This is a genomic window from Brucella oryzae, assembly GCF_041929965.1.
Taxonomy (GTDB): domain Bacteria; phylum Pseudomonadota; class Alphaproteobacteria; order Rhizobiales; family Rhizobiaceae; genus Brucella; species Brucella oryzae.
The window spans coordinates 1-11,874 of record NZ_JBHEEO010000005.1 but is presented as its reverse complement, the minus strand read 5'-3'; the positions used below and the strand labels follow the sequence as shown (position 1 = coordinate 11,874).

Sequence of the window (11,874 nt, the reverse complement as noted above, 5' to 3'; positions counted from 1 at the left end):
GTGCTGCCAATTTAACATACACGAGTGTTTGTAAATACGAACTACCGTGTTATAGTCAATCACCTAATATTACAGATCACGAATGAGTTATCCAGATTCAATGGCATATTGAGCCATTAGCCTGCATCCACCTGAGAGAAGTCATGCGAAGAACGAAAGCCGAGGCGGCCGAAACCCGGGAAGCCATTCTGGTGGCTGCCGAGCAGGTTTTCCTCGAGCGTGGTGTCAATCAATCTACACTGATGGAAATCGCATGTCATGCGGGAGTGACGCGGGGCGCGATTTATTTCCACTTTCACGATAAGCTTGAAATTATCCGTACAATCATAGGCAGCGTCCGATTTCCACAAGAAGAAATCATGCTGCAGGCGGCGACCGTCAATCATCCCAATCCAATGCATGTCCTGGAACAATCCATTATCCAGGCCCTGCAACTCTTCTCGAACGACGAGCGCCAGCAAAACATTTTCATTATCATTAACCAGCGATGTGAATTCGTCGGCGAAATGGCACCGCTTGAAGATCGTCTCCGGGAAGCCCGCGCCAATGTCCTCTCATTGTTTGCAGGATTGCTCGATGTGGCCGCAAGACGTGGCGAACTTTCGAAAGAATGGACTGCCGATACGGCTGCACCGATCCTGCTCTCCATGCTGAGCGGCCTTCTCAATGAGTGGTTGCGAGGCGACAGAAACTACGATCTTGTAACCCATGGCGGCAGAGCAATTTCGATACTCGTCCAATCCCTGAGAAATCAGGCACCGGCAGCGCAGTGAGCGTGTGACTTCTGGTCGGACCTGCTATTTCTCTACTGACAACCAGTTTCAACCCATTGTGATTGTTAAACTTCAAAATTGGGAAAGACGCTCGACTCTTTTATAATTTACGCTTACGTCAATGTAACTCTTGCGAAGAGAGTAAAACTCGACCACATTTATGAATGAGGAGGCTGTCCGGGCGGGCAGCTTGGGAGACGGCGGGCGCGCAGCTGCCCAACTTAGGACGGAGCAATCCGGGGAGAAGAAATGGCGAAAAAAACGACTGGGCAAGGCGTATTCGCAGTTGAATCCGTCGCGGCAGAATCGGCTGACAAGGGCATACCGACGCAAGAAAAAATTTGGTTGAAATCATATCCAGCCGGTGTTCCGCACGAGATCGACCTGAGTAATAGCTCATCCATCGGCGATATGATTCTAGCTTCCTGCCGACAGTTCCCGGATCGCCCTGCTTTTACCTGCATGGGCAAAGATCTCACTTTAAAGGAGCTGGACGAGCATTCTCGCGCGCTCGCCGCATTTCTGCAATCTCGTGGCCTCGTCAAAGGTGACCGCGTTGCCGTGATGATGCCGAATATTCTGCATTATCCAATTGCGTTTACCGCCATTCTCCGTGCTGGTTTCGTGGTGGTGAACGTCAATCCGCTTTATACCCCGCGCGAACTGGAGCATCAGTTGAACGATTCCGGTGCAAAGGCATTGATTGTTCTGGAAAACTTCGCATCGACAGTGGAGAAGACCCTCGCCTCCGTCAATGTTCCCAATATCATCGTCGCTTCGATGGGCGACATGCATGGTTTCAAAGGCCACATTATCAATCTCGTGGTGCGCCGCGTGAAGAAAATGGTGCCAATGTGGAGCATCCCGGGACATGTCCGTTTCAAGGACGCACTGGCGCTAGGCCGCGCCCAATCCTTCGACCCGATTCCAGTGCAGGGTTCGGACCTTGCCTTCCTGCAATATACCGGTGGCACGACAGGCATCTCGAAGGGTGCCATGCTTACCCATAGCAATATTCTCGCCAATGTCGAGCAGATGAATGTCTGGATGGAAGTTGCGTTCCGGAACAAGGGTAAGCCAAAGGCGCTGAATTTCGTATGCGCGCTTCCGCTTTACCACATTTTCGCGCTTACCGTGAATGCGATGATCGGCATCAAGCTCGGTGCGAGGAATATTCTCATTCCTAACCCCCGCGATATTCCCGGCTTTGTGAAAGAGCTGAAGAAATACCCGTTCCATATCTTTCCGGGCCTCAACACCTTGTTCAATGCCCTCATGAACAATCCCGATTTTCAGACACTGGATTTTAAGCCCCTCATTCTGACGCTTGGTGGCGGCATGGCTGTTCAGCGTCCCGTTGCCGAGCGCTGGCAGAAAATGACCGGTTGCCACATCACAGAAGGATACGGCCTTTCGGAGACCTCGCCCGTCGCCTGTGCCAACGCACTCGATGCAACCGAGTTCTCCGGAACCATCGGCCTGCCCATGCCGTCGACTGACGTAGCAATCCGTGACGACGACGGAAATGACCTGGCGCTTGGCGAGGTCGGGGAAATCTGCGTGCGCGGACCTCAGGTAATGAAGGGATATTGGGAACGTCCTGATGAAACAAAACGCGCGATCATGCCCGATGGTTTCTTCCGCACGGGCGACATGGGCTTCATGGACGAACGCGGCTACACCAAGATCGTTGACCGCAAGAAGGACATGATCCTGGTTTCCGGCTTCAATGTCTATCCAAACGAAATCGAGGAAGTTGCCGCCGGGCATCCAGGCATCGTGGAGACCGCTGCTGTCGGCATACCGAACGAGCATTCGGGCGAAGTCGTGAAATTGTTCGTTGTCCGCAGTGACCTCAACCTGACCGAAGACGAAGTCAAAGCCTATTGTGCCGAACGTCTCACCAACTACAAGCGCCCGCGCGAAGTCGAATTCCGCGAAAGCCTGCCAAAGAGCAATGTCGGCAAGATTTTGCGTCGCGAACTTCGCGACTGAGAACGTTGAAATTTAGAAACGATTGCGGCCGGACATTTCATCCGGCCGCAATCGTTTCAGATTGAATCATGCAGAGGGCGGCGCCAAAGGCTGAACGATTTCCTGAAAGGGTGCCAGCGCTTCGCATCGAGCCGCCAGACCAGCCAATGCCGGATATTTCTGTTCATTAAAGAGATTGGGATGCGCCTCACGCAGAAAGCGAAGTGCACAAGCCGCCGCGATAGCAGCGTGCCTGATGCCGTCTCCAAACCAGTACAATGATTTCCGTTCTGCGAGATCACTTTCCAGAACATCCAGCACCCGCGCGATCTGCGTCTCGCACCGCTCAACCCAAACGTTTGATTTTTCGCTTCGCAGCAAACCTTCATAGAGGAGGCTTACTGCCTTATCGGCAAGCCCGGTAGAAAGCGCGCATATCTTCAAAGCCTGACGGCGTTCGGCACCTTTGGGCGCGATCAACGGAGACTTGCCGACTGCGATCTCATCGAGATAGTCGAGTATCGCCGCGCTTTCGATCACGACGTCACCATCATCCAGCACAAGCGTCGGCACGCGGCTCAGCGGATTGAACTCTGCAATCCTGTCACGGTCACCGAACGTCGACCACGGCTTGTGTTCAAATGGCAAGTCGTAAAGCCGCATGGCGATGGCAACACGCCGCACAAAGGGGGAATCATACTGGCCGATCAGGATCATGGATGTAGCTCGTCGGGAACGTTAAACGTCCCGCATGCTACTCCACACCAACCACACCGCAAGTGCAGTGAAGATGAATTGTCCTGATGCTTCCATTCAATTCGCCGAATGGAAGCCAGCACTCATCTCTTCAGCAGTTCAGGCAATCCAGCCACGCTGTCCAATACCACATCGGCATGGGGTTCGAGCGCTTCGCGCGGAGAGTTGCCCGACAGAACACCAACCGCAAGCCCAGCATCGGCTGCATGGGCTGTTTCCAGATCGTGCAGATTGTCGCCGACCATGGCGATCTCTTGCGGCATCAGTCCCAACTTTTCCGCAAAATAGAGCAGCGGATCGGGATAAGGCTTTGGCCGCGCCGCCGTGTTGTAGCCGATCACCACGTCGAAAAGCCCATCAATGCCGAGCGCCCTGGCAGTGGCATGCGCCCCGGCCTCAGAATCATTCGTCGCGATTCCCAACCGTAAACCCATTGCACGCAATGTTTCGAGGGTCTCATGCACGGCCTCTATGGCAACAGCCGAACGCGCACCTTCGGTGACGCAATAAGCATCATATTCTTCGACCAGTTTGCGCAACTGCTCGGACGCGACGTCAGGATGCCAAAGCGAAACGATATCTTCGACTGTACCGGCCGCGATTACCGAATTCGCCCGGAAACGTTCGGTCAGCCAATCGTAGCCTCCGGCATCAAGCAGTGCACGAGCCCGTATTTCGTCACCTTTTGCAGCACGCTGCGCAAGCTGCCATGAGATTGCAAACCAAGTGCGGTCGAAATCGATCAGGGTGCCGTCCTTGTCGAACAGGACGGCACGGATTGACTTTAAATGTTCTGCGGACAGCTTGTCGCTCATGCTTCCAACGCACCGGCACGCTTTTTGACAGCAGAAGGCTTCGCGCCAAGCAGTTTGAGAAGATCATCCCCACGACGAACATAACGCAGCGAGCGACGGGTCAGGATACGTCCGTCCTGCGGCGCGGTTAGCGTGATGTCGCCTTCCGGTTCACCCGGTTTCGTAACCACTGTAACCAGCTTCGTGCCCGCCTTTACTTCATCGCCGGGCGCTACATGAAACAACACCATGCCGCCTTCCGGTGCGCGCAACATCTCAACATGCGAAAGCGGCGTGACAAGACCCTTATATTCCGTCTCTAGCTTCACATTGTCGTCGCGGATGACACCACGATGCACGAGGAATTTATAGAGACCTTCCGCGTCCCCCTTGCCCGTATCCGCATAAACATCGCTCAAGCCGCGGAATTCAACCGTCGTCACAGCCCGGCGTTTCATATCGCGCTTGTCTGCCGGCAATTTCAGGACAGGATGGGCGCAGGCCTCCTCAAAGGCCGCGTCAGCCGTCGTGTCCCATGCGAGGATTGCCGTCGAGTTCAACGCGATGGCCAGATCCTTCATGTCCTCGGCAAATTCTTCCGCAATATAGACGTAGTTTTCGCTCTCATCGTCACAATGCAGATCGAGCACGATGTCATTTGGCAGAGCCAGCTTCAAAAGCGTTGCCTTCAGGCGCTGTGCAAGCGCGACGGGTGCATCCGGCTCAGGAAGCTCGGATGTGTCGAAATCCGGCAGAAGTGGAAAGGCACGGTTGAAATTGGTCAGCGAAAACGTCTCGAAACGACCGAGATGCTGATGTGCCTGCCACTGGTTGGAACCGATCGGATTGGCTTGCGGAACAATGGTGATATTGCCAAGAACGCGCCCTTCCCCGGCTGCCTTCTTCAACATTGGGACCAGGAAATGAAGTGCTGCCTGCCCCGGAAGTTCGGCACCGTGAAGCGAGGATTGCAGATAGGCGGAAGGCGCATCGCTGTCCTTGCCCGCAAAGCGCAGCACACGCAACTCGATGGCATTTCCCGGTACATCGCCGGCAAATTTTACGGTCTCGGTTTTCATTTCACTTCCCATTTTATTTCTCATGAAGAGAGCCGGGTTAGGAACCCGGCTCTCCTTTATTTCTAGCTGTGCAGAGAATGCCGTCAAGCTTTCCTTCGCGCATGCAGATGCGCGACAAGCCCTTGCGTGGATGCGTCGCGACCGTCACTCGTTTCCTGGCCCGAAACTACCGGCAGAAGTTCGGTGGCAAGTTCCTTGCCAAGCTCGACGCCCCATTGATCGAAAGCATTGATGCCGAAAATCTGTGCCTCGACAAATACGCGGTGCTCATAGAGCGCCACCAGGCGCCCGAGCGCAAACGGATCAAGCTTGTCATGAACCAGCGTCAATGAAGGACGGTTGCCCGAGAAAACGCGATGCGGCGCAATGCGTTCGACTTCGCTTTCCGGAAGGTTCTTCGCTTTCAACTGCGCCCGCGCTTCATCAAGGGTACGCCCCTTCATCAAGGCCTCGGACTGCGCAAGGCAATTCGCCAGCAGCATTTCATGCTGATGGTCGAGGTGCTTTTCATGGCCTTTTGCCGCAACGATGAATTCCAACGGGATCGTGTCCGTGCCCTGATGCAGAAGCTGGAAGAAAGCGTGCTGGCCGTTCGTACCAGGCTCACCCCACACAACCGGGCCGGTGGGACCGGAAACCGGCTTGCCATCGACCGTTACGCTCTTGCCATTCGATTCCATATCCAGCTGCTGCAGATAGGCCGGGAGACGGGCAAGACGCTGGTCATAGGGAATGATCGCACGGCTGCCATAGCCACAGATCGCACGATGCCAGTACCCGATAAGGCCCAGCCAGACGGCTAAGTTCTTTTCCAGCGGCGCGTCTCGGAAATGCACATCCATCGAATGCGCACCTGCCAGAAACTTGCGGAAATTATCCGGTCCAATCGCAATCATCACCGGCAGGCCGATAGCCGACCACACGGAATAACGTCCGCCGACCCAGTCCCAGAAACCGAAGACCCGGTCTGCGGCTATGCCGAAGGCTGCGACCTTGTCCAGAGCGGTCGAGACAGCCGCAAAATGCGCGCCGACGGCCGCTTCTCCGAGCGCATCCGCCACCCATTTGCGCGCAGTCTGCGCGTTGGTCATAGTTTCGATGGTCGTGAACGTCTTGGAAGCAATGATAACAAGTGTCGTCGCTGGATCGAGGGTGCCAAGCGTATCTGCAATGTGCGCGCCGTCGATATTGGAGACAAAATGCGCACGAGGACCATCATGATATGGAGAAAGAGCCAAAGTTGCCATGACAGGTCCGAGGTCGGACCCGCCAATGCCAATATTGACGATATCGGTGATTTTCTTGCCCGTTGCGCCCTTGATTGCGCCAGACCGGATACCATCCGCAAATGCCGCCATACGGTCGAGCACTTCCTTCACGTCCGGCAAAACATTGTGACCGTCAACGAGCACTTCCTTCGAAGAAGTATCGCGCAGCGCGACGTGGAGAACAGCCCGGTCCTCCGTGTTGTTGATGTGCTCACCCGCAAACATCGCCGCACGACGGCCTTCAACATCGGCAGCAACAGCCAGTTCCTTGAGGAGCCCGATCGTTTCGTCGTTGACCCGGCATTTTGACCAGTCGAACAGAAGGTCATCCAGGGATAGCGAATACCGCTCGAACCGGCCCGGGTCTGATTTGAACGCCGCGCGCATATCGCGCGGGGCCGAATCTGCCCAGTGCTTTTTAAGCTTTGCGACCGTTGCTTCAAGCTTCGTCGCGTCTCTTGCCATGATGCTACTCCCGAATCAAATCGATTTAATTGCGGACATTAAGCGTTTTAGAGAGGATTTGCGGCAAATAAATTACCGAACTTCCAATTTGGACAGAGTGTCATATACACCATATTGATCAATTTAGGGTGATCCACCTCGGAGTGAAGCATGGACCTTACCGGAGAAGAGCGGATTGCGGCGCCACGGCAAGCAGTTTGGGATGCGTTGAACGACATCGAAACGCTGAAATCCTGCATTCCCGGTTGCGAAGATATTGAGCGCATTTCGGAAACGGAGATACGCGCCGCTCTCAAGGTCAGCTTCGGAATCCTGAAAGTCCGCTTTCACGGCATTCTCGAACTGTCGGATATGAAACCGCCGGTATCCTATACGATCTCCGGCCATGGTGAAGGCTCGATAGCCGGGTTTGCGCATGGCGCGACCGATGTGCGTCTGGACGAAGATGGCGACGATACGATCCTATCCTATGCGATACGGGGAGATGCGGGCGGCAAGGTGGCGCAGATCGGCACGAAGCTGCTCGGCTCGGTCGCACGGAAAATCGCAGACCGCTTCTTTGCCAATATCGCAGAAGCGGCGTCGAACACCGCCGCAAAAACGACCTGATAGAGTTTCACTCTTAGAAAATCGATAGTTCTGCCCGCAATCGTTTCTGAAAGTCCATCGGCATGAAACCGAAAGATGTCGCGACTTATATTTTCCTTGCCGTGGCATGGGGACTATCGTTCCTTGTGGTCCTGCGCGTGGTGGAAGCCTTTGGCTGGGCTGGCGCGGTCGCTTTCCGCTCCTTCATTGCTGCCGGAACGCTTTTTGCGATTGCGAAACTCTCGGGACGCAGGCTTGATTTTCACGCAGGCTGGAAACCCTTCGCGGTCGTCGGCGCAACCACCGTCGCGGGCCAGTTGATCGGCCTTTCCTACGGCACACCGCTGATCGGCACGGCAATGGCTGCAATCTGCGTTGCATCCATTCCGCTTTTCTCGATGGTCATCAGCCAGCTCTGGGGGCTTGAACGCATTACTTCGCGCGGCCTCATCGGCCTGCTGCTCGGCGTCACCGGCATCGTGCTACTGGTCGGCTTCCCGGCGGTTGCCGTCACGCCTGCCTTCGTCATGGGCTGTATCGCCGTGCTTTTCTCCTGTTTTTCTGCGGCTTTCGGCAGCAACTATGCCAGCCGCCGCCTATCCGGCACCGGCTCATGGGAAACCACTATCGGCGCATTCGTCTTTGGCGGTATTCTGACCTTGCCACTGATCTTCGCAGTTCCCGTGCCAACCATGCCGGGGCCGATTGATTTTATCTATCTGCTTATCTCAGCCTGCGTCATGAGTGCCCTCACCTATGTGCTTTATTTCAAGCTGGTCGGAAATGTCGGGCCAACAAAAGCCATCAGCGTTGAATTCGTCGTGACAGTCATCGCGGTTCTCGTCGGTGCGGTGTTCCTCAAAGAACAGCTTTCCGTGATTCAGTTTGTCGGCGCTGCTGTCATCATCGCAGGTTGCGCTCTGGTGCTGAGTTCGCGCCCGGCACTACCCAAAGAATCCCAAACTTTCCCGACCTCGGAAGCGACACCGGATGGTCTCAAGTCCGATCCGCTTTGATTTCGCATTTAGCTGAATGTTAAAGACCCGCGCTCCCACAGCCGGGCCATTTCTGCATTTGTAGTGCAGGATCCTCATAAATTGACCAGATGATAAAAAATTTGACCTTCCGTGAAAATCTGTCATCCTGTCATGAACGGGCATCATATGACGACAAAGATCGCAGCCCGGAATAGTTGAGGCGCGCAAAGGGAACCCGCGCCAAAACGCAAGCAAAAATGGGAGATGCGATCCATGCGATCAGCAGAGAATTCGCCTATTGATGCAGTCGATCATCCGGGACACACGAACGGGCCTGACATCCGTGGGGCGCGGCTTGAAAAGGCCGACTACGCGCATGTTTTCGACGATCTGCATCCGCCACTTACCAAGCATGAAGCTTTAGTTGAATCGGACCGCTGCTATTTCTGCTACGATGCACCGTGCATGAATGCCTGCCCGACCAGCATCGATATTCCACTGTTCATCCGGCAGATCAATGCCGGTAATCCGGTGGGCGCAGCAAAAACCATCCTTTCGGAAAACATTCTGGGTGGTATGTGCGCCCGCGTTTGCCCGACCGAAACGCTCTGCGAAGAAGTGTGTGTTCGCGAAACTTCGGAAGGCAAGCCGGTCAAGATTGGCGAATTGCAGCGCTATGCCACCGATGTTCTGATGGAAACCGGCATTCATCCATTCAAGCGCGCGCCTGAAACCGGCAAGCATATCGCCATCGTGGGTGCAGGCCCAGCAGGCATCTCCGCAGCGCATCGCCTTGCCATGTATGGTCATCAGGTGACGATTTTTGAAGCGCGGCCTAAGGGCGGCGGTCTCAATGAATATGGTATCGCTGCCTATAAGACGGTCAATAATTTCGCCCAGCGCGAGCTGGAATTCGTGCTGAAAATCGGCGCTATCAATATCGAATATAACCAGACGCTCGGCCAGGACATCACCATTGAAGCGCTGAAAATGGGCTATGATGCGCTGTTCCTCGGCATGGGCATGCCGGGTGTCAATGATCTGGCACTTGGCGGAGAAGATGCGCCCAACGTGATTGATGCCGTCGATTACATCGCTAATCTGCGTCAGGCAAAAGATCTCTCGTCCCTGCCCGTTGGTCGCAATGTCGTGGTTATCGGTGGCGGCATGACCGCAGTGGACGTTGCCATCCAGACCAAGAAGCTCGGCGCTGAAAACGTGACAATCGTTTATCGCCGCGGTCAGGAGAATATGAATGCCAGTGCCTATGAGCAGGAACTGGCGCAGATTCATGGCGTGGTGATCCGTCACTGGTTGCAGCCGCACGCTCTTGAGCGGGGCGAAGACGGCACGGTCAATGCCGTTGTCTTTGAGTATACAGCCATCGACGGCGGCAAGCTTTCCGGCACCGGCGAATATCTCATTCTTGAAGCCGATCAGGTTTTCAAGGCTATCGGTCAGAAGTTCGAACCGGAGTCGCTAGCGGGTTCAGGCATCGGACTCTCGAAAGGACGCATCAGCGTCAATGAAGATCGCCGCACATCTGTCGAGGGCATATGGGCCGGAGGCGACTGCGTTGCAGGCGGTCAGGATCTGACCGTCGCGTCGGTGGAAGACGGCAAGGTTGCCGCTGAATCCATCCATGCAACGTTGACCAGGCGTCCCGAAGCGATTGAAGGCTTTGCCGATGCGGTGTTGTCGGGCGGCGCTCTTCATGCGCCTGCAACATCTGCTTCCCGTGACCGCAGTGTCCATTTGGGCCAGGAACAGGGCTGAGGAGAGTAAGAATGGCTGATCTTTCAACGAATTTCCTCGGCATCAAGTCGCCAAACCCGTTCTGGCTGGCTTCAGCCCCACCCACCGACAAAGCGTATAATGTCGAGCGTGCCTTCAAGGCTGGCTGGGGCGGCGTGGTCTGGAAAACACTGGGTGCAGAAGGCCCTCCGGTCGTCAACGTCAATGGTCCGCGCTATGGCGCGATCCATGGTGCTGACAGGCGTCTGCTTGGTCTTAACAATATCGAGCTGATCACCGACCGACCACTCGACGTGAACTTGCGCGAAATGAAAGAAGTGAAGATGCGCTGGCCCGACCGCGCATTGATCGCTTCGATCATGGTGCCATGCGAAGAAGAAGCATGGAAAGCCATCCTGCCTCTGGTGGAAGAAACCGGCGCAGATGGCATCGAGTTGAACTTCGGCTGTCCGCATGGCATGAGCGAACGCGGCATGGGTGCGGCTGTCGGTCAGGTGCCGGAATATGTCGCCATGGTGGTGAAGTGGTGCAAGCAATATAGCCGGATGCCAGTGATTACCAAGCTGACGCCGAATATCACCGATATTCGCAAGCCCGCCCGAGGCGCTCATGCCGCAGGTACGGATGCTGTATCGCTAATCAATACGATCAACTCCATCATTTCGGTCGATCTCGACAGCATGTCGCCAGTACCGTCCATTGACGGGCGCGGCAGCCATGGCGGTTATTGCGGTCCAGCGGTTAAGCCGATTGCGCTGAACATGGTGGCGGAAATCGCACGCGATCCTGAAACGCATGGCCTGCCGATTTCAGGCATTGGCGGCATTACCACATGGCGTGATGCAGCAGAGTTTATTGCGCTCGGCTGCGGCACGGTTCAGGTCTGTACGGCTGCAATGACCTATGGCTTCAAGGTCGTTCAGGAAATGATCGATGGTCTTTCAGACTGGATGGATAGCAAGGGTTATCGGTCGCTCGATGATTTTCGTGGCATGGCTGTGGGGCATGTCAGCGACTGGCAGTATCTCAACCTCAATTATGTCACCAAGGCGCGGATCGATCAGGATCTCTGCATCAAGTGCGGTCGCTGCCATATTGCGTGCGAAGATACTTCGCATCAGGCAATCACCAATCTGGTCAATGGTGCGCGCCACTTTGAAGTGATCGATGAGGAATGCGTTGGCTGCAATCTTTGCGTCAATGTCTGCCCGGTCGAAGATTGCATCACCATGGAGCAGATCGGTGATTTCGATCCGCGCACTAAGGCACCAATCCCGGCACAATATGCCAACTGGACGACCCATCCGAACAATCCGATGGCTGTAAAAGAAGCCGCAGAGTAAAACAGAAACGCCGGGGAAAACCCCGGCCTCAGGCTGCTGACAAACCCCTGGCTATGCCGGGGGTTTTGTGATTCATTGGGATATGTTGAAGAAACCAGCCGC

10 protein-coding genes are annotated in these 11,874 nt (G+C 55.2%); 6 read left to right on the top strand and 4 right to left on the bottom strand.

The genetic code is table 11. The features are described from left to right. Positions 1-143 precede the first annotated feature (143 nt). The gene (locus tag JNC70_RS06345; protein WP_104756164.1) at positions 144-773 is read left to right on the top strand and encodes a TetR family transcriptional regulator; all 630 of its coding nucleotides are present in this window, start codon (positions 144-146) and stop codon (positions 771-773) included. Between the two features lie 249 nt (positions 774-1,022). Beyond that, positions 1,023-2,768, top strand: coding sequence for a long-chain fatty acid--CoA ligase (locus tag JNC70_RS06340; RefSeq protein ID WP_104756165.1), 1,746 nt, complete (start codon positions 1,023-1,025; stop codon positions 2,766-2,768). Between the two features lie 66 nt (positions 2,769-2,834). On the opposite strand, the gene JNC70_RS06335 is transcribed toward JNC70_RS06340, so the two are convergent. From JNC70_RS06335 to pgi, 4 genes are all read right to left on the bottom strand, one after another. Next, positions 2,835-3,464: a glutathione S-transferase family protein gene (locus JNC70_RS06335; RefSeq protein WP_104756166.1), complete on the bottom strand. Its 630-nt coding sequence runs from the start codon at positions 3,462-3,464 to the stop codon at positions 2,835-2,837. Between the two features lie 122 nt (positions 3,465-3,586). Next, positions 3,587-4,318: an HAD family hydrolase gene (locus JNC70_RS06330; RefSeq protein WP_104756167.1), complete on the bottom strand. Its 732-nt coding sequence runs from the start codon at positions 4,316-4,318 to the stop codon at positions 3,587-3,589. Further along, entirely contained in the window at positions 4,315-5,376 is a 1,062-nt protein-coding gene (locus tag JNC70_RS06325; protein WP_104756179.1) for a succinylglutamate desuccinylase/aspartoacylase family protein, read from the bottom strand. The genes JNC70_RS06330 and JNC70_RS06325 overlap by 4 nt, the downstream gene beginning before the upstream one ends. An 83-nt stretch (positions 5,377-5,459) precedes the next feature. Further along, positions 5,460-7,109: a glucose-6-phosphate isomerase gene (gene pgi, locus JNC70_RS06320; RefSeq protein ID WP_104756168.1), complete on the bottom strand. Its 1,650-nt coding sequence runs from the start codon at positions 7,107-7,109 to the stop codon at positions 5,460-5,462. 150 nt (positions 7,110-7,259) lie between these two features. Between pgi and JNC70_RS06315 the strand changes: the two genes are divergently transcribed. From JNC70_RS06315 to preA, 4 genes are all read left to right on the top strand, one after another. After that, entirely contained in the window at positions 7,260-7,718 is a 459-nt protein-coding gene (locus JNC70_RS06315; RefSeq protein WP_104756169.1) for an SRPBCC family protein, read from the top strand. A 62-nt stretch (positions 7,719-7,780) separates the two neighbouring features. Continuing rightward, positions 7,781-8,713, top strand: coding sequence for a DMT family transporter (locus tag JNC70_RS06310; protein WP_104756170.1), 933 nt, complete (start codon positions 7,781-7,783; stop codon positions 8,711-8,713). 225 nt (positions 8,714-8,938) lie between these two features. Then, positions 8,939-10,450, top strand: a complete 1,512-nt coding sequence (locus JNC70_RS06305) for an NAD(P)-dependent oxidoreductase (protein WP_208623462.1) — start codon at positions 8,939-8,941, stop codon at positions 10,448-10,450. Positions 10,451-10,461: 11 nt separating this feature from the next. Next, complete coding sequence (gene preA / locus JNC70_RS06300) at positions 10,462-11,772, top strand: NAD-dependent dihydropyrimidine dehydrogenase subunit PreA (protein ID WP_104756172.1); 1,311 nt, start codon at positions 10,462-10,464, stop codon at positions 11,770-11,772. Positions 11,773-11,874 lie beyond the last annotated feature (102 nt).

What these genes read in the sequence shown, in the direction of transcription:
- JNC70_RS06345 (WP_104756164.1), top strand. Translation starts at nt 144, where the DNA reads ATGCGAAGAACGAAAGCCGAGGCGGCCGAAACCCGGGAAGCCATTCTG.
- JNC70_RS06340 (WP_104756165.1), top strand. Translation starts at nt 1,023, where the DNA reads ATGGCGAAAAAAACGACTGGGCAAGGCGTATTCGCAGTTGAATCCGTC.
- JNC70_RS06335 (WP_104756166.1), bottom strand. Translation starts at nt 3,464, where the DNA reads ATGATCCTGATCGGCCAGTATGATTCCCCCTTTGTGCGGCGTGTTGCC.
- JNC70_RS06330 (WP_104756167.1), bottom strand. Translation starts at nt 4,318, where the DNA reads ATGAGCGACAAGCTGTCCGCAGAACATTTAAAGTCAATCCGTGCCGTC.
- JNC70_RS06325 (WP_104756179.1), bottom strand. Translation starts at nt 5,376, where the DNA reads ATGAAAACCGAGACCGTAAAATTTGCCGGCGATGTACCGGGAAATGCC.
- pgi (WP_104756168.1), bottom strand. Translation starts at nt 7,109, where the DNA reads ATGGCAAGAGACGCGACGAAGCTTGAAGCAACGGTCGCAAAGCTTAAA.
- JNC70_RS06315 (WP_104756169.1), top strand. Translation starts at nt 7,260, where the DNA reads ATGGACCTTACCGGAGAAGAGCGGATTGCGGCGCCACGGCAAGCAGTT.
- JNC70_RS06310 (WP_104756170.1), top strand. Translation starts at nt 7,781, where the DNA reads ATGAAACCGAAAGATGTCGCGACTTATATTTTCCTTGCCGTGGCATGG.
- JNC70_RS06305 (WP_208623462.1), top strand. Translation starts at nt 8,939, where the DNA reads ATGCGATCCATGCGATCAGCAGAGAATTCGCCTATTGATGCAGTCGAT.
- preA (WP_104756172.1), top strand. Translation starts at nt 10,462, where the DNA reads ATGGCTGATCTTTCAACGAATTTCCTCGGCATCAAGTCGCCAAACCCG.